Annotated in this window: 25 protein-coding genes and 1 other annotated feature; of the genes, 15 read left to right on the forward strand and 10 right to left on the reverse strand. The window is 57.0% G+C overall.

What is annotated here, in order from left to right; all coding sequences use genetic code 11:
- The first annotated feature begins 286 nt into the window (after positions 1-286).
- Positions 287-538: a YciN family protein gene (locus IAE50_RS10580; protein ID WP_023478774.1), complete on the forward strand. Its 252-nt coding sequence runs from the start codon at positions 287-289 to the stop codon at positions 536-538.
- 34 nt (positions 539-572) lie between these two features.
- Here IAE50_RS10580 and sohB read toward each other — a convergent pair whose 3' ends face one another.
- The gene (sohB, locus tag IAE50_RS10585; protein WP_200133616.1) at positions 573-1,619 is read right to left on the reverse strand and encodes a protease SohB; all 1,047 of its coding nucleotides are present in this window, start codon (positions 1,617-1,619) and stop codon (positions 573-575) included.
- Between the two features lie 226 nt (positions 1,620-1,845).
- Between sohB and IAE50_RS10590 the strand changes: the two genes are divergently transcribed.
- Positions 1,846-2,601 (forward strand): YciK family oxidoreductase, encoded by a 756-nt coding sequence (locus IAE50_RS10590; protein ID WP_200580227.1) that lies wholly within the window; start codon positions 1,846-1,848, stop codon positions 2,599-2,601.
- Positions 2,598-3,188: a cob(I)yrinic acid a,c-diamide adenosyltransferase gene (gene cobO / locus IAE50_RS10595; protein ID WP_054803446.1), complete on the forward strand. Its 591-nt coding sequence runs from the start codon at positions 2,598-2,600 to the stop codon at positions 3,186-3,188. Before IAE50_RS10590 ends, cobO begins: the two co-directional genes overlap by 4 nt.
- Positions 3,189-3,220: 32 nt before the next feature.
- Here the strand turns inward: cobO and rluB are convergent, their stop codons facing one another.
- From rluB to rnm, 3 genes are all read right to left on the reverse strand, one after another.
- The gene (gene rluB, locus IAE50_RS10600; protein WP_054803447.1) at positions 3,221-4,117 is read right to left on the reverse strand and encodes a 23S rRNA pseudouridine(2605) synthase RluB; all 897 of its coding nucleotides are present in this window, start codon (positions 4,115-4,117) and stop codon (positions 3,221-3,223) included.
- 98 nt (positions 4,118-4,215) lie between these two features.
- A complete protein-coding gene (locus IAE50_RS10605; RefSeq protein WP_023478797.1) occupies positions 4,216-4,836 on the reverse strand; it encodes an L-threonylcarbamoyladenylate synthase in 621 nt (206 codons plus the stop codon).
- A complete protein-coding gene (gene rnm / locus IAE50_RS10610; RefSeq protein WP_200580228.1) occupies positions 4,833-5,714 on the reverse strand; it encodes an RNase AM in 882 nt (293 codons plus the stop codon). The genes IAE50_RS10605 and rnm overlap by 4 nt, the downstream gene beginning before the upstream one ends.
- Before the next feature lie 160 nt (positions 5,715-5,874).
- Positions 5,875-5,970: a sequence feature (Trp leader region), on the forward strand.
- A 19-nt stretch (positions 5,971-5,989) separates the two neighbouring features.
- Here rnm and IAE50_RS10615 point away from each other — a divergent pair.
- The 5 genes from IAE50_RS10615 to trpA are packed head-to-tail and all read left to right on the forward strand — an operon-like array spanning position 5,990 to position 12,521.
- A complete protein-coding gene (locus tag IAE50_RS10615; protein WP_200580229.1) occupies positions 5,990-7,552 on the forward strand; it encodes an anthranilate synthase component 1 in 1,563 nt (520 codons plus the stop codon).
- Positions 7,552-9,147 carry a bifunctional anthranilate synthase glutamate amidotransferase component TrpG/anthranilate phosphoribosyltransferase TrpD gene (gene trpD / locus IAE50_RS10620; RefSeq protein ID WP_200580230.1) on the forward strand — a complete coding sequence of 532 codons (1,596 nt, stop codon included), beginning with the start codon at positions 7,552-7,554 and terminating at the stop codon, positions 9,145-9,147. Before IAE50_RS10615 ends, trpD begins: the two co-directional genes overlap by 1 nt.
- A 3-nt stretch (positions 9,148-9,150) precedes the next feature.
- Complete coding sequence (trpCF, locus tag IAE50_RS10625; RefSeq protein ID WP_200580231.1) at positions 9,151-10,509, forward strand: bifunctional indole-3-glycerol-phosphate synthase TrpC/phosphoribosylanthranilate isomerase TrpF; 1,359 nt, start codon at positions 9,151-9,153, stop codon at positions 10,507-10,509.
- Positions 10,510-10,518: 9 nt separating this feature from the next.
- The gene (gene trpB / locus IAE50_RS10630; protein WP_023478707.1) at positions 10,519-11,712 is read left to right on the forward strand and encodes a tryptophan synthase subunit beta; all 1,194 of its coding nucleotides are present in this window, start codon (positions 10,519-10,521) and stop codon (positions 11,710-11,712) included.
- A complete protein-coding gene (gene trpA / locus IAE50_RS10635) occupies positions 11,712-12,521 on the forward strand; it encodes a tryptophan synthase subunit alpha (RefSeq protein WP_200133622.1) in 810 nt (269 codons plus the stop codon). The genes trpB and trpA overlap by 1 nt, the downstream gene beginning before the upstream one ends.
- 51 nt (positions 12,522-12,572) lie before the next feature.
- Here the strand turns inward: trpA and ompW are convergent, their stop codons facing one another.
- Positions 12,573-13,208 carry an outer membrane protein OmpW gene (ompW, locus tag IAE50_RS10640; protein WP_042711855.1) on the reverse strand — a complete coding sequence of 212 codons (636 nt, stop codon included), beginning with the start codon at positions 13,206-13,208 and terminating at the stop codon, positions 12,573-12,575.
- Between the two features lie 278 nt (positions 13,209-13,486).
- Between ompW and IAE50_RS10645 the strand changes: the two genes are divergently transcribed.
- The 4 genes from IAE50_RS10645 (at position 13,487) to yciA (ending at position 15,749) form a co-directional block, all read left to right on the forward strand.
- Positions 13,487-13,891, forward strand: coding sequence for a YkgJ family cysteine cluster protein (locus IAE50_RS10645; RefSeq protein ID WP_042711854.1), 405 nt, complete (start codon positions 13,487-13,489; stop codon positions 13,889-13,891).
- A gap of 24 nt (positions 13,892-13,915) precedes the next feature.
- Positions 13,916-14,659: a YciC family protein gene (locus IAE50_RS10650; protein WP_128482863.1), complete on the forward strand. Its 744-nt coding sequence runs from the start codon at positions 13,916-13,918 to the stop codon at positions 14,657-14,659.
- 46 nt (positions 14,660-14,705) lie between these two features.
- Positions 14,706-15,248: a septation protein A gene (locus IAE50_RS10655; RefSeq protein WP_023478762.1), complete on the forward strand. Its 543-nt coding sequence runs from the start codon at positions 14,706-14,708 to the stop codon at positions 15,246-15,248.
- A gap of 99 nt (positions 15,249-15,347) precedes the next feature.
- Positions 15,348-15,749 carry an acyl-CoA thioester hydrolase YciA gene (gene yciA, locus IAE50_RS10660; RefSeq protein WP_076769929.1) on the forward strand — a complete coding sequence of 134 codons (402 nt, stop codon included), beginning with the start codon at positions 15,348-15,350 and terminating at the stop codon, positions 15,747-15,749.
- A gap of 28 nt (positions 15,750-15,777) precedes the next feature.
- On the opposite strand, the gene tonB is transcribed toward yciA, so the two are convergent.
- Positions 15,778-16,509, reverse strand: coding sequence for a TonB system transport protein TonB (tonB, locus tag IAE50_RS10665; protein ID WP_167552481.1), 732 nt, complete (start codon positions 16,507-16,509; stop codon positions 15,778-15,780).
- Positions 16,510-16,729: 220 nt separating this feature from the next.
- On the opposite strand from tonB, the gene IAE50_RS10670 reads away from it, so the two are divergent.
- Positions 16,730-17,026, forward strand: coding sequence for a YciI family protein (locus IAE50_RS10670; RefSeq protein WP_023478925.1), 297 nt, complete (start codon positions 16,730-16,732; stop codon positions 17,024-17,026).
- A 39-nt stretch (positions 17,027-17,065) separates the two neighbouring features.
- Here IAE50_RS10670 and IAE50_RS10675 read toward each other — a convergent pair whose 3' ends face one another.
- Together IAE50_RS10675 and IAE50_RS10680 are read right to left on the reverse strand one after the other, a co-directional pair.
- The gene (locus IAE50_RS10675; RefSeq protein ID WP_200580247.1) at positions 17,066-17,686 is read right to left on the reverse strand and encodes a LysE family translocator; all 621 of its coding nucleotides are present in this window, start codon (positions 17,684-17,686) and stop codon (positions 17,066-17,068) included.
- Between the two features lie 62 nt (positions 17,687-17,748).
- Positions 17,749-17,922, reverse strand: a complete 174-nt coding sequence (locus tag IAE50_RS10680) for a YciY family protein (protein WP_023478828.1) — start codon at positions 17,920-17,922, stop codon at positions 17,749-17,751.
- A gap of 140 nt (positions 17,923-18,062) precedes the next feature.
- Between IAE50_RS10680 and cls the strand changes: the two genes are divergently transcribed.
- Entirely contained in the window at positions 18,063-19,523 is a 1,461-nt protein-coding gene (cls, locus tag IAE50_RS10685) for a cardiolipin synthase (protein WP_094419775.1), read from the forward strand.
- Between the two features lie 31 nt (positions 19,524-19,554).
- Positions 19,555-19,884 (forward strand): HI1450 family dsDNA-mimic protein, encoded by a 330-nt coding sequence (locus IAE50_RS10690; RefSeq protein WP_042713297.1) that lies wholly within the window; start codon positions 19,555-19,557, stop codon positions 19,882-19,884.
- A 53-nt stretch (positions 19,885-19,937) separates the two neighbouring features.
- Here IAE50_RS10690 and oppF read toward each other — a convergent pair whose 3' ends face one another.
- On the reverse strand, positions 19,938-20,942 hold the full coding sequence (gene oppF / locus IAE50_RS10695) for a murein tripeptide/oligopeptide ABC transporter ATP-binding protein OppF (RefSeq protein WP_023478603.1): 1,005 nt from the start codon (positions 20,940-20,942) through the stop codon (positions 19,938-19,940).
- Complete coding sequence (locus IAE50_RS10700; protein WP_094419774.1) at positions 20,939-21,952, reverse strand: ABC transporter ATP-binding protein; 1,014 nt, start codon at positions 21,950-21,952, stop codon at positions 20,939-20,941. Before IAE50_RS10700 ends, oppF begins: the two co-directional genes overlap by 4 nt.
- Positions 21,953-21,959: the final 7 nt, after the last annotated feature.

Here is a 21,959-nt window from a genome sequence, read left to right on the forward strand (position 1 = left end):
CGTTGCCGGTCACGCGAATAGAGGCATTCAGGTGACTGAGATTTCAGGCTTTTTCATATCAGCGTGGTATAGCAAGACGATAATCCGGTCGAATGTCAAGCAATTCTGTTGCCAGATTGACGAAAGGGTCACACTGTACCTGATAAAATTTGTTAAGCAACTTTATTAGCATGCAAAAACGCATCGCGCCAGGTTAACGAGACCGTAAGCCCCTCACAAAACAAGGGAAAATTTGCCCCTCATCGCGGCTAGCAGTAAACTCCGACAAAAATTGAGGAGAATGAAAATGAGCGAGACATCTCAGCCTATCGATCGTCAGTCCCTGCTTGAGCTGGCAAATCAACTGATTCGCGATCATGACGACACGCTGGCGGGCATTGAAGCCACCGGTGTGACGCAGCGCAACGGCGTGCTGGTGTTCAGCGGAGAGTACTACCTGGATGAGCAAGGGTTGCCAACGGGGAAAAGTACGGCGGTATTCAATATGTTCAAATATTTAGCCCATGAACTTTCTGAAAAGTACCACCTGATCGATTAAAGAAGAACGCGAGGCCTGAGCCTCGCGTTTTTGTTTACATCATCGGTTTTTGCCCGCGCTGCCACCAGCGCATCAACAGATGATCTACGCTTTCTGTTGCGCTACCGGTAAAGCGCTCCAGCAACTTTTTCCGCTGCTGGTAACGCACGCCAATCGCTTCATGCTCCTGAATAAGCCCCAGTAACAGCTCATCGCTGGTGCCGACCTCATCCACCAGCCCTTTCTCCAGCGCCTGGCTACCGTACCAGTGCTCACCGGTCGCCACCTGCTCGATATCAAGCTGCGGCCGCATCTGGCTGACAAACTCTTTGAAGAGATCGTGCGTCTCATTAAGGTTCTCACGAAACTTCTGCCGTCCCTCTTCCGTATTCTCCCCCAGCAGCGTCAACGTGCGCTTATACTGCCCGGCGGTGTGCAGTTCGATATCAATATCTTTGCTTTTCAGGAAGCGGTTGAAGTTGGGAACCTGCGCCACCACGCCAATGGATCCAATGATGGAGAACGGTGCGGCGACAATTTTATCCGCCACGCAGGCCATCATATACCCGCCGCTGGCGGCGACTTTATCCACGGCAACGGTGAGCGGGATCTGCTTATCACGCAGTCGTTGCAGCTGGGAGGCTGCCAGACCGTAACCGTGCACCACGCCGCCCGGGCTTTCAAGACGCAGCAGCACCTGATCGTTCGGCGTTGCGACGCTCAGCACGGCAGTTACCTCTTCACGCAGGCCGTGCACTTCGCCGGCATCCATACTGCCTTTAAAGTCGAGCACATAGACGCGCGGTTTAACCGGATCTTTTGACACGCCCGCCTTCGCCTGTGCTTTTGCCGCCTTCGCATCTGCCTTCAGCTTTTTCTTCTGCGCTTTATGCCACTGCTTCTGCTGGTGAGCATCCATCAGGCCGACGGACATCTCCTCCTGCATCTCTTTATAGTGCTCGTTAAAGCGGGTGATCTTCAGCTCGCCGCGCTGACGTTTGCGCTGGCGCAAATTGATGATAAGCGTCATAACGATCGCCACCGCAACCACCACGGTGGCGACTTTGGCTAAAAACAGACCATATTCAGAGAGTAATTCCATGCATACCACCTCGGTGACTTCACTCAATAATCGGCTCAGTGTACATGAGCGCTGCGGGCGCGTCTCGCGCCAGGCGTGCGCCCGCTTCGCCATGTTGCTGAATTTTTTAGCACTCCTTAAGGTAAAGGGTGTGTAACTCTCCCCTTCACCGATTGAAATAGCCGGACGTTTAAGGCATAAAGCCAACACGTGAAGGTGATTACAGGCTGCAGCCTGAGGAGACAGAGTGCACTATCAGCCCAAACGCGACCTGCTAAACGGTCGCATCATTCTTGTCACCGGTGCCAGCGACGGTATTGGAAAAGAGGCGGCATTAACTTACGCTCGCCACGGCGCCAGCCTGATTCTGCTGGGTCGTAATGAAGAGAAACTGCGCCACGTCGCGCAGCAGGTGAAAGACGAAGGCCAGGCCGCACAGTGGTTTATCCTCGATATGGCAACCTGCACCCCCGAAGCGTGCCAACAGCTCGCCAGCGATATCGCCACCACCACACCCCATCTGGATGGCGTGCTGCATAATGCCGGCCTGCTCGGCGATATCTGCCCGATGAGCGAGCAGGATCCGGGTGTCTGGAACGAAGTGATGCAGGTTAACGTAAATGCGACGTTCTACCTTACCCAGACACTGCTTCCTTTATTACTCAAATCAGATTGCGGCTCGCTGGTCTTTACCTCCTCCAGCGTCGGTCGCCAGGGACGTGCCAACTGGGGCGCCTATGCAACCTCGAAATTTGCCACCGAAGGGATGATGCAGGTGCTGGCGGAAGAGTACCAGAACCGGCTGCGTGTTAACTGCATCAACCCCGGCGGAACGCGCACCAGTATGCGCGCCAGCGCTTTCCCGACGGAAGATCCGCAGAAGCTTAAAACCCCTGCCGACATTATGCCGCTTTACTTGTGGCTGATGGGCGATGACAGCCGCCGCAAAACCGGCATGACGTTCGATGCGCAGCCAGGCCGCAAACCGGGAATCGCCCAATGAGTGATGAACGTTATCAGCAGCGTCAGCAGAAGGTAAAAGAGCGCGTTGACGCACGGGTTGCCGCCGCCCAGGATGAGCGTGGAATTGTGATTGTCTTCACCGGCAACGGCAAAGGCAAAACCACGGCGGCCTTCGGCACCGCCACGCGCGCCGTCGGGCATGGCAAAAAGGTGGGTGTGATTCAGTTTATCAAGGGCACCTGGCCAAACGGTGAGCGTAACCTGCTTGAACCGCTGGGCGTCGAATTTCAGGTGATGGCCACCGGCTTTACCTGGGACACACAAAACCGCGAAAGCGATACCGCCGCCTGCCTTGAAGCATGGCAGCACGCCGAGCGAATGCTGGCCGACCCGGCGCTGGATATGGTGCTGCTGGATGAGTTGACCTACATGGTGGCGTACGACTATTTGCCGCTGGAAAAGGTGTTAACCGCCCTGCAAAACCGCCCGCCGATGCAGACGGTGATTATTACCGGACGCGGCTGCCATCGCGATATTCTCGAGGCGGCGGATACGGTAAGCGAGTTAAGACCGGTGAAGCATGCGTTTGAGGCGGGAATAAAAGCGCAGATCGGCATCGATTATTAGCGATAAAAAAAGGGGCTTGCGCCCCTTTTTCATTAATCGTTTTTAGTGCGTCCGCCACCCGGGCGGCGATTACCACCGGCAGGCTTACCGCCAGTCGGCTGAGCGTGGCGCTTCACGGCGCGACGGATCTGATTCGCTTTCATGCGACGGCGATCTTTCTCCACCGCGACTTTTGATTGCGTCTCAGCATCCAGCCCGACCAGCTCACGCAGGTAGTTGGTCTGCGCCAGATCCAGCTCGGTCCAGCCGCCGCGCGGCAGCCCTTTCGGCAACGGAATATCGCCGTAGCGTACGCGGATAAGACGGCTTACCTGCACACCGACCGCTTCCCACAGGCGACGCACTTCGCGGTTGCGCCCTTCGGTCAGCGTAACGTTGTACCACTGGTTAATACCTTCACCGCCGCTGAACTTAATGGTCTTAAACGCTGCCGGACCATCCTCCAGCTGCACACCGCGCGACAGATCGCGCAGCTTCGCGTCATCCACTTCGCCAAACACGCGCACGGCGTATTCGCGCTCGACTTCGCGGCTCGGGTGCATCAGGCGGTTGGCCAGCTCACCGTCGGTGGTGAAAAGCAGCAGACCGCAGGTGTTGACGTCCAGACGACCGACGGCAATCCAGCGCGCACCGCGCAGTTTCGGCAGACGGTCAAACACCGTCGGGCGCCCTTCCGGATCGTTACGGGTGCAGAGCTCGCCTTCCGGTTTGTAATAAGCCAGTACGCGGCAGATCTGTTCGACGGACTCTTTCACCGAAATGAGGTGACCATCGATACGGATTTTCAGCCCCGGCGTGACCTCGACGCGGTCGCCCAGCGTGGCGATTTTGCCATCAACGCTGACGCGGCCTGCCTGGATAATAGTTTCGATTTCACGGCGGGAGCCGTGGCCGGCCCGCGCCAGCACTTTCTGTAGTTTCTCGCTCATCGAGCATCCTTTATGTCGCCTTCACAGGCGTCGAATAGGGTCATCAGCCCGGCTTAAGCCGCGTCTGAAATGGCCGCGTAGTATAGCGACTTGCGCCGCTATAAGAAAGGCCTAACGTCACCGACGCCTTCACGGATCACCACCGGCGCAGCGTCGGTCAGATCGACCACCGTCGTCGGCTGCTGGCCGAGATAGCCGCCGTGAATCACCAGGTCCACCAGCTTCTCCAGACGATCTTTAATTTCATCGGGATCCGACTCGGTGAACTCGCTACCCGGCAGCATCAGTGACGTCGAGAGCATCGGCTCATTGAGCGTCTCCAGCAGCGCCAGCGCAATCGGGTTCGACGGCACGCGCAGACCGATGGTTTTACGCTTCTCCTGCAACAGGCGGCGCGGTACCTCTTTCGTCCCTTTCAGGATGAAGGTGTAGTTACCCGGCGTGTTGTTTTTGATCAGGCGAAACGCCACGTTATCGACGAACGCATAGGTGGATAGTTCGGAGAGATCGCGGCACATCAGCGTAAAGTTGTGGCCGTCCGGCAGGTGACGGATGCGGCAAATACGCTCCATCGCCCCTTTATCTTCAAGCTTGCAGCCCAGCGCGTAGCCGGAGTCGGTGGGATAGACGATAACGCCGCCTTTGCGCACGATATCGACGGCCTGGTTGATTAAACGCGGCTGCGGATTATCTGGATGAATATAAAAAAACTGACTCATACAACCCTCTCTGTGTTGTTCTGCGGCTGCTCCCACGCCGACCAGACGCCGTCGACGCCCGCCGGAAGCCAAAGTTTGCGTCCCAGTTCGATCCAGGGACAGGGCTGATGAAAATCAGACCCCTGCGACCCCAACAGACCAAACTGACGGGCATACTCCGCCAGCTGGGTTCGCTCATTGGGAGCCTGCTGACATTGGGCAACTTCCATCGCCTCACCGCCGCATTGAGCAAAATGCGCCAGCAGTCTTTTAAGCCATTTGGCAGAAAGATTATAACGCCCCGGATGGGCCATTACCGCCGTTCCGCCAGAATGATGAATCACATCAATGGCTTGTTCTATTGTACACCACTGAGGCGGAACGTAACCCGTTTTGCCACGGGCGAGATACTTTTTGAAAACATCGGCCATATTGCCCGCTTTGCCCTGCTCAACCAGGAAGCGGGCGAAATGGCCGCGCGTCACATTCGCGCCCTGCGCCAGGCGCATCGCCCCTTCCAGCGCGCCGGGAATATGCGCTTTCTCCAGCCGCTCAGCGATAAGCTTTGCGCGCTCAGTGCGGCGCTGTGATTGCTGCTCAAGGAAATCACGCATTGCAGGGTGGTCAATATCAATATTCAGCCCAACAATGTGGATCTCGTGGTTTTCCCAAAGCGTTGAGATCTCCACCCCGCTGATTAAATTGAGATCCAAACCGGCGCGGGCGATCTCAGCGCGGGCGGCAGGAATGGCGGCCGTGGTGTCGTGATCGGTGATCGCCAGCGTACCGATGCGCATCTCGACTGCGCGGCGCACCAGCGCCTCGGGAGAAAGCAGGCCATCAGAGGCGAGCGTATGGCTGTGAAGATCGTAAATAATGGCGTAATTCGTGTCGCTCAAAGCGGCTCCGCTAATTCATCAAACTGCAATTTGTGACCTATCATAACGGGTAGCACACATTTTCTGAATTCATGGTTGACTTTCTTTTCATGAACCAGTTAACTAGTACGCAAGTTCACTCGACAACGGTATCGCAAAAATGAATGCACATCTCTTTAACAATCGCTGGTGGCGCACTCCCTGTTAAGGGCTTTGTGATCACGTGCGCATTCAGCATACCGATACCAGGCCCGCTTTTTTCAGCGGGCTTTTTTTTGAACAAATTAATGAGAGCGATGCAGATGCAAAAACCAGCACTCGACCTTCTGACCACCCAGGCGCGTTACCATAACAACCCGACGGCGCTGTTCCACCAGCTGTGCGACGCCCGTCCTGCAACACTGCTGCTTGAATCTGCCGATATCGACAGCAAAGACGATCTCAAAAGCCTGCTGCTGGTCGACAGCGCACTGCGCATTACCGCCTTAGGTGACACCGTCACCTTAACCGCACTGACCGCTAACGGTGCCGCCCTGCTGACACTGCTTGATAATGTGCTGCCTTCAGGCGTCGAAAACCACGTGCTGGAAAACGGTCGCGAACTGCGCTTCCCGGCGGTCAGCCAGTTGCTGGATGAAGATGCCCGTCTCTGCTCGCTCTCGGTGTTTGATGCGTTTCGTCTGCTACAAGGGCTGGTTGAACTGCCGGCTGATGAGCGGGAAGCGATGTTTTTCGGCGGCCTGTTTGCCTATGACCTGGTCGCGGGTTTTGAAGATCTGCCGGAGCTGAAGCACGACCGCAACTGCCCGGACTACTGCTTCTATCTCGCTGAAACCTTACTGGTGATCGACCACCAGAAAAAAGAGACGCGCATTCAGGCGAGCCTCTTCACCCCGTCTGCGAATGAAAAAGATCGCCTGCTGCAACGCGTTGAGACGCTGCGCCAGCAACTGGATGCGCCGGTCACGCCGCTGCCGGTGGAAACCGTTGAACATATGCAGTGCGACTGCAACCAGAGCGATGACGCGTACGGTGATGTGGTGCGCAAAATGCAAAAAGCGATTCGCGCCGGTGAAATTTTCCAGGTCGTACCGTCGCGCCGCTTCACCTTGCCCTGCCCGTCGCCGCTCGCCGCGTATGAAGTGCTGAAAAAGAGCAACCCCAGCCCCTACATGTTCTTTATGCAGGATGCTGATTTCACGCTGTTCGGCGCCTCGCCGGAGAGCTCGCTGAAGTATGACGCCAGCAACCGCCAGATTGAGATCTACCCGATTGCCGGGACGCGCCCGCGCGGGCGTCGCGCCGATGGTTCACTGGATCGCGATCTCGACAGCCGCATTGAGCTTGAAATGCGTACCGACCACAAAGAGCTCTCTGAACACTTGATGCTGGTTGACCTGGCGCGTAACGACCTGGCACGTATCTGTACGCCAGGCAGCCGTTACGTGGCGGATCTGACGAAAGTCGACCGTTACTCCTATGTGATGCACCTGGTCTCCCGCGTGGTGGGCGAGCTGCGTCACGATCTCGATGTGCTGCACGCCTATCGCGCCTGCATGAATATGGGCACCCTCAGCGGCGCGCCGAAAGTACGCGCTATGCAGCTGATTGCCGAAGCTGAAGGTACGCGCCGCGGCAGCTACGGCGGCGCGGTGGGTTACTTCACCGCCCACGGCGATCTCGATACCTGCATCGTCATCCGCTCCGCCTGGGTTGAGGATGGTATTGCCACCGTTCAGGCCGGTGCAGGCGTAGTGCTGGATTCCGTTCCGCAGTCTGAAGCCGATGAAACCCGTAACAAAGCCCGCGCGGTTCTGCGCGCTATTGCCACCGCCCACCACGCACAGGAGATTTTCTGATGGCTGACATTCTGCTGCTCGATAATATCGACTCCTTTACTTACAACCTGGCGGATCAGCTGCGCGCAAGCGGACACAACGTGGTAATTTACCGTAACCATGTTCCGGCCCAAACCTTAATTGACCGCCTGGCGACCATGCAAAACCCAGTGCTGATGCTCTCACCTGGCCCGGGCGCCCCTTCTGAAGCGGGCTGCATGCCGGAACTGCTGACGCGTATGCGCGGCAAGCTGCCGATTATCGGCATCTGCCTCGGTCACCAGGCGATTGTCGAAGCTTATGGCGGTTATGTCGGCCAGGCCGGTGAGATCCTGCATGGTAAAGCCTCCAGCATTGAACATGACGGCCAGGCGATGTTCGCAGGCCTCAGCAACCCGCTGCCAGTTGCCCGCTACCACTCGCTGGTTGGCAGTAATATTCCGGCCGGGCTCACCATCAATGCCCATTTCGATAGCATGGTGATGGCGGTGCGTCATGACGCCGATCGCGTTTGCGGCTTCCAGTTCCACCCGGAATCGATTCTCACTACCCAGGGCGCGCGCCTGCTGGAGCAGACGCTGGCATGGGCGTTGCAAAAGCTGGAGCAAGCAAACACGCTGCAGCCGATCCTGGAAAAGCTCTATCAGGCTGAGACGCTGAGCCAGCAGGAGAGCCACCAGCTCTTCTCCGCAGTGGTGCGCGGTGAGCTGAAGCCGGAGCAACTGGCTGCGGCGCTGGTCAGTATGAAGATCCGCGGCGAGCAGCCGCAGGAGATTGCCGGTGCGGCGACTGCCCTGCTGGAAAACGCCGCGCCCTTCCCGCGCCCGGAATATGCCTTTGCCGATATCGTTGGCACCGGCGGCGATGGCAGCAACAGTATCAATATTTCCACTGCCAGCGCCTTTGTCGCTGCCGCCTGCGGCCTGAAGGTGGCCAAGCACGGCAACCGCAGCGTCTCAAGCCGCTCAGGCTCGTCGGATCTGCTGGCGGCCTTTGGCATCAATCTGGATATGAATGCGGATAAATCCCGCACGGCGCTTGATGAGCTCGGCGTCTGCTTCCTCTTCGCGCCGAAGTACCACACCGGGTTTCGCCACGCGATGCCGGTTCGCCAGCAGTTAAAAACCCGCACGCTGTTTAACGTGCTCGGGCCGCTGATTAACCCGGCGCATCCGCCGCTGGCGTTGATCGGCGTCTACAGCGCGGAGCTGGTGCTGCCGATTGCCGAAACCCTGCGCGTGCTCGGTTATCAGCGTGCGGCGGTGGTACACAGCGGCGGAATGGATGAGGTGTCGCTGCATGCGCCGACGGTGGTTGCCGAACTGCACGACGGGGAGATCAGGAGCTATCAGCTTACGGCGGCTGACTTTGGCCTGACCGCATACCACCAGCAGGCGCTGGCGGGCGGCACGCCGGAAGAAAACCGTGACATTCTGACCCGCTTATTACAAGGTAAAGGCGAGCCTGCTCACGAGGCTGCCGTCGCCGCCAACGTCGCCATGTTGATGCGGCTGCACGGCAAAGAAGATCTGAAGGCTAACGCGCAGCAGGTACTGGACGTCCTGCACAGCGGGGCCGCTTACGACAAAGTCACCGCACTTGCGGCAAGAGGGTAAACAATGCAGACCGTTTTAGCGAAAATCGTCGCCGACAAAGCTGTATGGGTTGCGGCGCGCAAGGAGCAACAACCGCTGGCCTCTTTTCAGAACGAGGTGCAGCCGAGCACACGCCACTTCTATGATGCACTGCGTGGAACACATACCGTGTTTATCCTCGAGTGCAAAAAAGCGTCCCCCTCGAAAGGGGTGATCCGCGCAGATTTCGACCCGGCGCGCATTGCGGATACCTATCAGCATCACGCCTCGGCAATCTCGGTGCTGACCGATGAGAAATATTTCCAGGGCAGCTTCGACTTCCTGCGTATCGTCAGCGAAATCGCGCCGCAGCCGGTGCTGTGCAAAGACTTTATTATCGACGCCTACCAGATTTACCTGGCGCGCTACTACCATGCGGACGCCTGCCTGTTAATGCTCTCGGTGCTGGATGATGAGCAGTACCGCACGCTTTCCGCCGTGGCGCACAGCCTCAATATGGGCGTGCTGACAGAAGTGAGTAATGAAGAGGAGCTGGAGCGCGCCATCGCGCTGGGTGCCAAAGTTGTCGGCATTAATAACCGCGACCTGCGTGACCTCTCAATCGATCTCAACCGCACCCGCGAGCTGGCCCCGCGTCTTGGCGCTGGCGTAACGGTAATTAGCGAGTCCGGCATCAACACCTATGCGCAGGTGCGTGAACTGAGCCACTTTGCCAACGGTTTCCTGATTGGCTCCGCGCTGATGTCTCACGACGATCTGGATGCGGCGGTAAAACGCGTCCTGCTGGGTGAAAACAAAGTGTGCGGCTTAACCCGCGCCGAAGATGCGCAGGCAGCATATGACGCCGGAGCGCTTTATGGCGGGCTGATTTTTGTTGCCGCCTCGCCGCGCGCGGTGAGCGTTGAGCAGGCAGAAAAAGTGATGCAGGGCGCGCCCCTGAATTATGTTGGCGTGTTCCGTAATGCCCCTGTCGACGACGTTGTGGCGACCGCAGCTAAACTTAAGCTGAGTGCCGTTCAGCTGCACGGCGATGAAGATCAGGCCTACATCTCCTCTCTGCGCACACAGCTTGGCGAGCAGACGCAAATCTGGAAAGCCCTGAGCGTCACCACCACACTGCCGCCGCGCAACCTTGAGCACGTGGATAAATATGTGCTGGATAACGGCCAGGGCGGCACGGGCAAAAGTTTTGACTGGTCACTGCTGACCGGCGAAACGCTCGACAATGTGCTGCTGGCCGGCGGCCTGGGCGCGGATAACTGCGTACAGGCGGCGAAAGCTGGCTGTGCCGGATTAGATTTCAATTCTGGCGTAGAGTCGGAGCCGGGTATTAAAGACGCCAGCAAACTGGCCTCGGTATTCCGTACGCTGCGTGCATATTAAGGAAGCAAGATGACGACACTACTGAACCCCTATTTTGGTGAATTTGGCGGCATGTACGTTCCGCAAATTCTGATGCCCGCGCTGCGCCAGCTGGAAGAGGCGTTTGTCAGCGCGCAGAGCGATGCAGCGTTTCAACAGCAGTTTAATGACCTGCTGAAAAACTATGCCGGTCGCCCGACGGCGCTGACCAAATGTCAGAACCTGACCGCCGGCACCCGCACCACGCTTTATCTTAAGCGTGAAGATCTGCTCCACGGCGGCGCGCACAAAACTAACCAGGTGCTCGGCCAGGCGCTGCTCGCCAAACGGATGGGCAAAACCGAGATTATCGCCGAAACCGGCGCGGGCCAGCATGGCGTGGCGTCTGCGCTTGCCAGCGCCCTGCTTGGCCTGAAGTGCCGCATCTATATGGGCGCAAAAGATGTTGAGCGCCAGTCGCCGAACGTCTTCCGTATGCGACTGATGGGCGCGGAAGTGATCCCGGTGCATAGCGGTTCAGCCACCCTGAAGGATGCCTGTAACGAAGCGCTGCGCGACTGGTCCGGCAGCTACGAAACCGCGCACTATATGCTCGGCACCGCAGCCGGCCCGCACCCCTTCCCGACCATTGTGCGCGAGTTCCAGCGCATGATCGGCGAAGAGACCAAAGCGCAGATCCTTGAAAGAGAGGGACGCCTGCCGGATGCGGTGATCGCCTGCGTTGGCGGCGGCTCTAACGCCATCGGGATGTTTGCCGATTTTATCGAAGAGAGCGCCGTCGGCCTGATTGGCGTGGAACCGGCGGGTCACGGCATTGAGTCTGGCGAACATGGCGCACCGCTGAAACATGGCCGCGTCGGCATCTACTTCGGCATGAAATCGCCGATGATGCAGACGGAAGATGGGCAGATTGAGGAGTCCTACTCCATCTCCGCCGGACTCGATTTCCCGTCAGTGGGGCCACAGCACGCCCATCTCAACAGCACCGGTCGCGCTGAGTATGTCTCGATTACCGATGATGAAGCGCTGGAAGCATTTAAAACCCTCTGCCGCCATGAAGGGATTATTCCGGCGCTGGAGTCCTCCCATGCGCTGGCCCATGCGCTGAAGATGATGCGCGAGAATCCTGAGAAGGAGCAGTTGCTGGTGGTTAACCTCTCCGGGCGCGGTGACAAAGATATCTTCACCGTCCATGACATTCTGAAAGCGCGAGGCGAAATCTGATGGAACGCTATGACAACCTCTTCAAGCAGCTCAACGCGCGCCGGGAAGGTGCCTTTGTCCCGTTTGTCACCCTTGGCGATCCGGAGCCGGGCCTGTCGCTGCAAATTATCGATGCGCTGATCGAAGGCGGCGCGGATGCACTGGAGCTGGGCATCCCCTTCTCCGATCCGCTGGCAGATGGCCCGACCATTCAGAGCGCCACGCTGCGCGCCTTCGCTGCTGGCGTTACCGTCGGTCACTGTTTCGAAATGCTGGCGGCGATCCGCCAGAAGCATCCGACCATTCCGATTGGCCTGTTGATGTATGCCAACCTGGTCTTTAGCCGCGGCGTTGATGAGTTTTACGCCCAGTGTGCCAGCGTTGGTGTCGATTCGGTGCTGGTCGCCGACGTGCCGATTGAGGAGTCCGCCCCGTTCCGCCAGGCGGCGATGCGCCATAATATCGCGCCTATCTTTATCTGCCCGCCGAATGCCGATGACGATCTGCTACGCCAGATTGCCTCTTACGGTCGCGGGTACACCTACCTGCTGTCGCGCGCTGGCGTGACCGGTGCGGAGAACCGCGCGGCGCTGCCGCTGCATCATCTGGTAGAGAAACTGACGGAGTATCATGCGGCGCCTGCGCTGCAGGGCTTTGGCATCTCCGCACCGGATCAGGTGGCTTCCGCAATTGAAGCCGGTGCCGCAGGGGCAATCTCCGGATCGGCAATTGTGAAGATTATCGAAAGCAATCTGGATAACCCGACCACGATGCTGGCCGAGCTGAAAGGGTTTGTGCAGCGCCTGAAAGCCGCCACGCTGGCGAGCTAAGGGCGTAAAAAACGGAAACGGGTCTGCAAAGGCCTGTTTCCGTTATTACCATCAGAAGCGGTAACCAGCAGAGAACATAAACACCCACGGATCGAGACGGGTATGCACACTCTGCTGAACGCCGTTGTGTTTGAAGCGCACATCGGTATCGATATCCATCCACCACACCGACATGTTGATCAGCCAGTCGCGGTTAATCAGATAATCCACGCCCGCCTGTCCCGCTACGCCCCACGAATCCTTCAGACTCAAATCAGAGAGCCCTGCCTCTTTGCCGGTGGAGTTAAATTTCTCATCGAAAAAGGTGGTGTAGTTGATACCGGCGCCAAGGTAGGGGCGCACTTTGCTCTGGGCATCAAAGAAGTACCACTGCGCCATCAGCGAAGGCGGCAGATGACTTACGGTAGCCAGGTCGCCGGTCGGGGCGGTGCCAACGTGGTGGCGGAACGGCGTTGCGGCCAGCAGTTCAATACCGACGTTGTCGGTCGCCATCCATGTCATGGTCAGGCCAAGCTGCGTATTGTTATCAACGTTAAAACTGCCCAGCGCGCCCAAAACGTTATCTGAACCTTCCGTTGGACGGACGGTGGCCGAACCGGCCCGGATGAAAAACTCGCCTGCGTCGTGCGCGTATGCTACCCCGGAAAGGGTGCTCAGGATCAGTGCTGCCACGGCTAACTTCTTCATATCCACTCCATGTTTGAGGTTTTATCGCCGCGCACTATACCTGGTATTAGGTAGGATGTGATCCAATGCAGATCACACTTAACCCTGTAATTTAACATTCATTGATCTGGGTTAATTTTTGCGTTTCGTTACACTCCTTAACTTTTGTTGTTGCATCAATTTTTGCCTTATGAAGGCAAAAAAATATTCTTTCCGACCCCTCTTGTGCGCCCGATTGGGCAGCGATAATTTATCTGCCTGACTTTTCCTGTTGATGCGTCGTTAAGTGCAGGTGCGCTATGAGTGATCTCAACCCGTGCATGTCGTGCGGAGCCTGTTGTGCGTATTTTCGTGTCTCTTTCTACTGGGCTGAAGCGGATGATGCTGGCGGCCCGGTTCCGGTTCAGTTAACTGAACCCCTCACCCCATTTTTGCGCTGTATGAGCGGGACCAACCAAAAACAGAGCCGCTGTACGGCACTGGTCGGCACGCCAGGCGAAAACGCCACCTGCAGCATTTATGCGCAACGCCCCTCGCCGTGCCGTGAATTTCAGATGTCAGGCGAAGCGGGCCAGGTGAATGAAGCCTGCGATCGGGCGCGGGCGCGCTACGGTTTAGCGCCCCTTTACAAAGATATGCTTTTCCATACAAGCCGTGATGCTGCCACTGAGGGGCTATTCGGGGTACAATCGCCCGTCAATTAATATCGCCATACTCAAGGAGAGTGCATGTCTATCACGGCGAAATCCGTTTACCGTGACACGGGGGATTTTCTTCGTTACCAGTTCATTACAATCTTACTGATTGTGCTGTCGTGTACCGTTATCACCGCAGTCATCGGGCACGTCCTTTCACCCAGTGAAGAGCAGTTCTCCAGCGTAATGGATGCTGATAACCTGGCGGAAACAAATAACCCATTCGAGCTGGTGCAGAGTATGACGCTGGAACAGCAAAAGATGCTGTTACACACCTCGGCTGCGGCAACGATTGCTGGATTGACGGGGTATGCGCTGCTGATAGGCGCGCTGGTTGTGCTGATGCAGAGGGTGACAGCCCGGCAGCCTGTCAGCGCGTTAAGTGCAATGGGTGCCAGCGTGCCGACGGCACCGAAGCTCTTTTTGCTGCTTCTGCTGACCATTTTTATCGTGCAACTCGGCATGCTGTTCCTTTACGTCCCGGGCATATTTCTGGCTATTTTCCTCGCCCTTGCGCCGATTCTGCTGGTGCAGGAGAAAATGGGCGTCTTTGCCTCGATGCGTAGCAGTATGCGCTTTAGCCGGGCAAATATGCGTTTCGTCGCTCCGCCGGTAGTAGCCTGGCTGCTGACGAAATTTCTGATGCTGAGATATGGTCACCATCTCATCGCGTTTTCGCCCGAAGGCGGCGCGATAATTGCCAATGCGCTGAGTAATCTCTTCTCGGCAGTGCTACTGATTTATCTTTTCCGCCTCTATATGCTGATGCGCAAATAATTACCCCGGCCACCCGTCCGGGTGGCCCTTTTGATGGAATCGTAGAATGAAGCAGTTTCTTGATTTTCTTCCGCTGGCGCTCTTTTTTGTGGTCTACAAGATGTACGACATTTTCACCGCCACCAAGGTGCTGATTGTCGCCTCGGCCATCGTGCTGATCTACTGCTGGATCCGCTATCGCAAGGTAGAAAAAGTTGCGCTGATTACCTTTGTGCTGGTCGCCGTGTTTGGCGGGCTGACAATTAAATTCCATGACGTGGAATTTATTAAGTGGAAAGTGACGGTGATCTACGGTCTGTTTGCCACAGCGCTGCTCTTCAGCCAGTGGGTGATGAAGAAGACGCTGATCCAGCGCATGCTGGGCAAAGAGTTGACGCTGCCGGACGCCGTCTGGTCGAAGCTCAATATCGCCTGGGCACTCTTCTTTATCGTCTGCGGGCTGGCGAATATCTATATCGCGTTCTGGCTGCCGTTTGACGTGTGGGTCAATTTCAAGGTCTTTGGCCTGACGATCCTCACCCTGCTGTTCACCGTGCTGAGCGGCGTCTATATCTACCGGCACATGCCGGCGCAGGATGAGAAATCCTGATGCTGAAAGCCAGGCGCAATGCCTGGCTTTTTTCTTTCCGAACCTCCCATATTCGTAGTAGCATCCCGCCGGAAATCCCTCATCACAGAAGAGATAATAATGACAACGCCTTCAACTGCGCCTCAGGGCGAACTTGTACTACGCACACTCGCCATGCCCGCCGATACCAATGCTAACGGCGATATTTTTGGCGGCTGGTTGATGTCGCAAATGGATATGGGCGGCGCCATTCAGGCAAAAGAGATCGCCCACGGACGCGTGGTGACCGTGCGGGTAGACGGCATGACCTTCCTGCGCCCGGTCGCGGTTGGCGATGTAGTCTGCTGCTACGCCCGCTGCGTCAAACGTGGCAACACGTCAATTACGATTAACGTCGAAGTGTGGGTGAAAAAAGTGATGTCTGAACCGATTGGTCAGCGCTATAAAGCCACCGAAGCGCTGTTTATCTATGTCGCGGTGGACAATGAGGGCAAACCGCGCCCGCTGCCCGCACAGCCATAAAAAAAGCCTCCGCAAGGAGGCTTTTCTCTTATTCCATCGAGGTGCTGCCGTCGAGGCGGAAGACCACGTTGACGATCAGCCCCGAGCCGGGCTTACCGGCTTCATAGCGCCATTTGCGCATTGCGGCTTTCACTTCGCGCTCAAACATATTCGCCGGCTGCGCCGAGAGGATCTGCACGTTCTCAACCCGGCCATCCGCCGTCACGTCAAATTTCACTCTTACACGCCCTTCAATGCGCAGCGCCTGCGCACGCGGCGGATATTGCGGCTGGTTGCGGCTCAGTGCGCGCGGGCCTGCCGGAACAGACGGTGCCGGTTTTGTCGCGGTGGAAGTCGTGGTGCTTGCCGCCGGACGTGACGGAGCGCTGTTCTCAAACGGATTCGCCTGCTGCGGCTCAACCGGCTTGCTTTCACGCTTCGGCTGCTCCACTTTTTTCACCGGCTTCGGTTTAGGCTTCGGCTTGGGTTTAGGTTTTGGCTTCTCAATCACCACCGGTGCCTCTTTGGGCGGCTCGGGGATTGGCTCTGGCTCAACAACCGGTTCGGGTTCCGGCTCGACAACCGGCTGCGGCGGTGCCGGAGCGGGAGCAGGCTCCAGCTCCGCAGGCGAGACCATAGTGACAGAGATAGGCTGCGCGGGTGCGGGCAGTTCAACAACCTGATGTACCGAGGTATAAAGCAGACCCGCCACAACAGCACCGTGAATGGCGACGGAGAGCAGCGTCGGCCAGGGAAAGCGGCGAGGTAAATCCAGGGTCATTGAAGTCATAATCGTGTCAGTTAAAAAACCAGGGCTCGATTTTAAATGCAAATAGCAATCATATTCAACAAGCCAGCCTGGTGCAGATCAAATTTATCGCTGCTACGGGTAAAAAAGCCCCGTTAATTGGCAGGGTTGCCTGCCCGTTGCAATCTTTGCATTGCAGTCACTGCACCTTTCACTTACGTTATGCCTTTCTGAAAAGACAGGAGCTTGCTCTGTGCTATACGTTATTTTTGCTGAAGATATTGCCGATTCTCTGGAAAAACGCCTCTCCGTACGTCCGGCCCACCTCGCACGCCTGCAACTGCTGCGTGATGAAGGCCGTCTGTTAACCGCAGGCCCACTGCCGGCAGTCGACAGTAACGATCCTGGTGTTGCGGGGTTTAGCGGCTCAACGGTGATTGCTGAGTTTGAATCGCTGGAAGCGGCGAAATCCTGGGCGGAAGCCGATCCCTACGTGGCGGCGGGCGTCTATCAGACTGTGACGGTTAAACCGTACAAGAAAGTTTTTTAAGTCAGTACGGGGCAATGCAGGTCATTGCCCCGCATGGCTTCAGCGCTTGCTTAGCGCTAAGCGGGTAGCAAAAAGCAGGAATACGATACCCGTGCAGCGATCCATCCAGCGGATCACACGCGGCTTGCGCAGGAAGTTTGCCAGTGGCCGGGTCGCCGAAATCAGTGCCGTTGACCAGCATGTGCCAATCAGCACATGAATCATCACCAGGCCAAATGTCCAGGCAATAAGCGGTTGCCCGTGAGGGATAAACTGCGGCAGAAACGAAACGTAAAAAATCCCTATCTTCGGATTAAGTACATTGCCGAACATCCCTTTGATAAACCAGTTCTGAGAAGGGTTCTCAACGCTATTGATACCGGTCAATGCCCCGCGCGGACGCAGCAACATCGTTAACCCCAACCAGCATAAGTACGCGGCACCGCAATATTTGAGCACGTTGTACGCCAGTTCCGAAACGGCAATTAGCGCCCCAAGTCCGAATGCCACCATTGCGCCCCAGATCAGGCAGCCGGCATTAATTCCCATCTGCGCCTGAAAAGCCTGTTTCCGCCCTTCTACCGTGGCTGTGCGCAAGATCAACGCGGTATCAAGACCCGGCGTGAGCGTTAAGAGCGTCGCGGCAAAGGTAAACGCCATAAGGCTGTCGGTCACTGACATCATCTATCTCCTGAAACTAAGGGGCTAAAAACGACCGCGGGCACCTTTTCGGTGCCCGGGATTCAGATATCGTAGATGGCAAACAGCAGCACATTACGATGGCGATTAACGCCGCATTTCCTGATGCTGTGGATTCGCATATTACGGCGGGACTGCGCTTCCAGCCAGCGCGCTTTCCGGCGGCCAACCTGGCGCAGCATACGCCAGCGCCCCACTTCCGTTCGACTACGCTTCATTGTTACAACTCTATACAAAATAGAAGCCGCCATTATAGTCTGTCGCCTCTTTCAGGCCAGCGCTTTTCGGCGTTTTTATTTGCCAGATGAATTCGTATGCGTAAACTCAACCAATACAGATTGTAAAAGGATTTTTGTCGATGTCCGCGTTTTACACCGTGATGAGTTGGCTCATTGTTGTTGGTTACTGGTTGCTTATTGCTGGTGTTACGCTGCGTATTCTGATGAAGCGCCGGGCGGTCACGTCGGCCATGGCATGGCTGCTTGTCATCTATATCCTGCCGCTGGTGGGCATTATCGCTTACCTTTCGCTTGGAGAACTACATCTCGGTAAACGGCGCGCGGAGCGTGCGCGCGCCATGTGGCCCTCAACCGCTAAATGGCTCAGCGATCTTAAACACTTCAACCATATCTTCGCCACTGAGAACAGCAGCGTTGCCTCCTCGCTGTTTAAGCTGTGCGAGCGCCGTCAGGGCATCGCCGGGGTCAAAGGTAATCAGTTGCAGCTGCTGACCACCTCGGATGATGTGATGCAGGCGCTGATCCGCGATATCCAGCTCGCCCGCCACAATATCGAGATGGTTTTCTATATCTGGCAGCCCGGCGGTATGGCCGACCAGGTAGCAGAGTCACTGATGGCGGCAGCGCGCCGTGGCGTGCACTGCCGTCTGCTGCTGGACTCGGCAGGCAGCGTCACCTTCTTCCGCAGCCCGTGGGCGGGAATGATGCGCAATGCGGGCATTGATGTCGTTGAAGCGCTGAAGGTCAATCTGATGCGTGTCTTCCTGCGCCGCATGGACTTGCGCCAGCACCGGAAAATCGTACTGATCGATAACTATATTGCTTATACCGGCAGCATGAACATGGTCGATCCGCGTTACTTTAAACAGGACTCCGGCGTCGGTCAGTGGGTTGACCTGATGGCGCGCATGGAGGGCCCCATCGCCACGGCTATGGGCATCGTCTACTCCTGCGACTGGGAGATTGAGACCGGCAAGCGCATTCTGCCGCCGCCGCCCGATGCCAATATCATGCCGTTTGAAGAGGCCAGCGGACACACTATTCACACCATTGCATCTGGCCCGGGCTTTCCGGAGGATTTGATCCACCAGGCGCTGCTGACGGCGGTGTATGCGTCGCGTGAATACTTGATCATGACCACCCCCTACTTTGTCCCGAGCGACGATCTGCTGCATGCGATCTGTACCGCCGCGCAGCGCGGGGTGGATGTGAGCATTATTCTGCCGCGTAAAAATGATTCCGTGCTGGTCGGCTGGGCCAGCCGCGCATTCTTTACCGAGCTGCTGGCAGCCGGGGTGAAAATCTACCAGTTTGAAGGCGGATTGCTGCATACCAAGAGCGTGCTGGTCGACGGCGAACTGAGCCTGGTCGGCACGGTGAACCTCGATATGCGCAGCCTGTGGCTCAACTTTGAGATCACGCTGGTGATTGACGACGCGGGATTTGGCGGCGATCTGGCGGCGGTGCAGGATGATTACATCTCCCGCTCGCGCTTGCTGGATGCGCGCTTGTGGGTAAAACGGCCCTTCTGGCACCGCATTGCTGAACGACTGTTTTACTTCTTTAGTCCGTTGCTGTAAAACGTGCCCAACAGACGTGATGAGGTAACTTATGGAAATGGACCTGAATAACCGCCTGACGGAAGATGAAACACTTGAGCAAGCGTATGACATCTTCCTCGAACTGGCGGCGGACAACCTGGATCCGGCGGACATCATTCTTTTCAACCTGCAGTTTGAAGAGCGTGGCGGTGCAGAACTGTTCGATCCCGGTGAGGACTGGCAGGAGCATGTGGATTACGATTTAAACCCCGATTTCTTTGCTGAGGTGGTCATTGGCCTGGCGGAGACGGACGGCGGTGAGCTGAATGATGTCTTTGCGCGCGTGCTGCTCTGCCGCGAGAAAGACCATAAGCTGTGCCATATTCTCTGGCGCGAATAAGCGCTGAAAAGAAAAAGGGCTGACAAATTGTCAGCCCTTTTTTTATGCCTCGCTTAAAGCGGATCGACCTTCAGGCAGGAGACTGCGTGGCGGAAGCTGCCCTCCAGCACCGGACGGGTTTTCGCACACTCCGGCCCGGCAATCGGGCAACGGGTGCGGAAGACGCAGCCCGATGGCGGGTTGATCGGCGATGGCAGATCCCCCTCCAGCAGCTGAATGGTTTTGTTCTTCTCGACATCCGGATCGGGCACCGGCACCGCTGACATCAGCGCTTTGGTGTAAGGGTGCAGCGGATTCTGGTACACCTCATCATAGGTGCCCAGCTCTACCGCATGGCCCAGGTACATCACCAGCACGCGGTCGGAGATGTGCTTCACCACCGCCAGATCGTGGGCAATAAAGATCAGCGACAGCCCCATTTCCCGCTGTAACTGTTGCAGCAGGTTGACCACCTGCGCCTGAATCGACACGTCGAGCGCGGAGACTGGCTCATCGCAGATAATCAGTTTCGGCTCAAGGATCAGCGCGCGTGCGATGCCGATACGCTGGCATTGACCGCCGGAAAACTCATGGGGATAGCGGTTTATCAGGTTAGGCAGCAGGCCGACCTTCATCATCATCGCTTTGACGCGGTCTTTCACTTCCTGACGCGGCATCTTCGGATGGTAGGTGCGCAGCGGCTCGGCGATGATTTCACCGATAGTCATACGCGGGTTCAGCGAGGCCAGCGGATCCTGGAAAATCATCTGGATATCGCTGCGCACGGCGCGCCACTCATCCGGCTTCATGCCGAGCAGATCGCGTCCCAGCCAGGCTACTTTTCCGTCGGTCGCTTTCACCAGGCCAATAATCGCGCGCGCGAAGGTTGATTTGCCGCAGCCGGATTCACCGACCACACCAAGGGTTTCACCTTCATAGAGGCGCAGCGTGACGCCATCGACCGCTTTCAGGGTTTTCGGCGGCTGCCAGAACCACTGTCTGCCATCTTTAATATCGAAATGCACCTTCAGATCGGCAATTTCGAGCAGCACTTTTCTCTCTTCGGTTACGGCGTTCATACTAACTCCTCCACCGGCTTAAAGCAGGCGCGCAGACGGCCCGGCGCGAACTCTTCCAGCGGCGGCGCATTATTACAGATCTCCATCGCGTGCGGACAGCGCGGCTGGAACGGGCAGCCTTTCGGCAGACGCAGCAGGTTTGGCGGGTTGCCCGGAATGGTCAACATCGCTTCACCATCGGCATCCAGGCGCGGCACCGCATGCAGCAGGCCGATAGAGTACGGGTGCGACGGCTGATAGAAGACATCGCGCGCTTTGCCATACTCCATGGTTCGGCCGGCATACATCACCAGCACTTTATCGCAGATACCTGCTACCACGCCGAGGTCATGGGTGATCATGATAATCGCGGTGTTGAATTCGCGCTTCAGTTCATTGAGCAGCGTCATAATCTGCGCCTGCACGGTAACGTCGAGCGCGGTTGTGGGTTCGTCGGCAATCAGCAGCTTTGGCCTGCACATCAGCGCCATGGCGATCATCACGCGCTGGCGCATCCCGCCGGAGAACTCGTGCGGGTACATGCGCATGCGCTTACGCGCTTCCGGCATTTTGACCGCGTCGAGCATTTTTACTGACTCTTCAAAGGCTTCGGCTTTGTTCATGCCTTTGTGCAGCATCAACACTTCCATCAACTGTTCGCCGACGCGCATGTAAGGGTTCAGCGAAGTCATCGGGTCCTGGAAAATCATCGAGATCTGCTCGGCGCGCAGTTTGTTCAGCGCATGTTCCGGCAGGTTCAGGATCTCTTTGCCGTTGAACAGCGCCGAGCCACCAATACGCCCGTTGGAAGCCAGCAATCCCATCAGCGCAAATGCGGTCTGGGATTTACCGGAGCCTGATTCGCCCACGATGCCCAGCGTCTCGCCGGCGCGCAGGGAGAAGTTCAGGTCGTTGACCGCGGTGACATCGCCATCCGGCGTGCCAAAGGTCACACGGAGATCTTTCACATCCAGCAGGAGGTCCGTTTGCTGCCGCGTCGTTGACGCTACTACGGTTTCAGTCATGCTCATAACGGCA

The organism is Kosakonia sp. S42, assembly GCF_016624785.1.
Taxonomy (GTDB): Bacteria; Pseudomonadota; Gammaproteobacteria; order Enterobacterales; family Enterobacteriaceae; genus Kosakonia; species Kosakonia cowanii.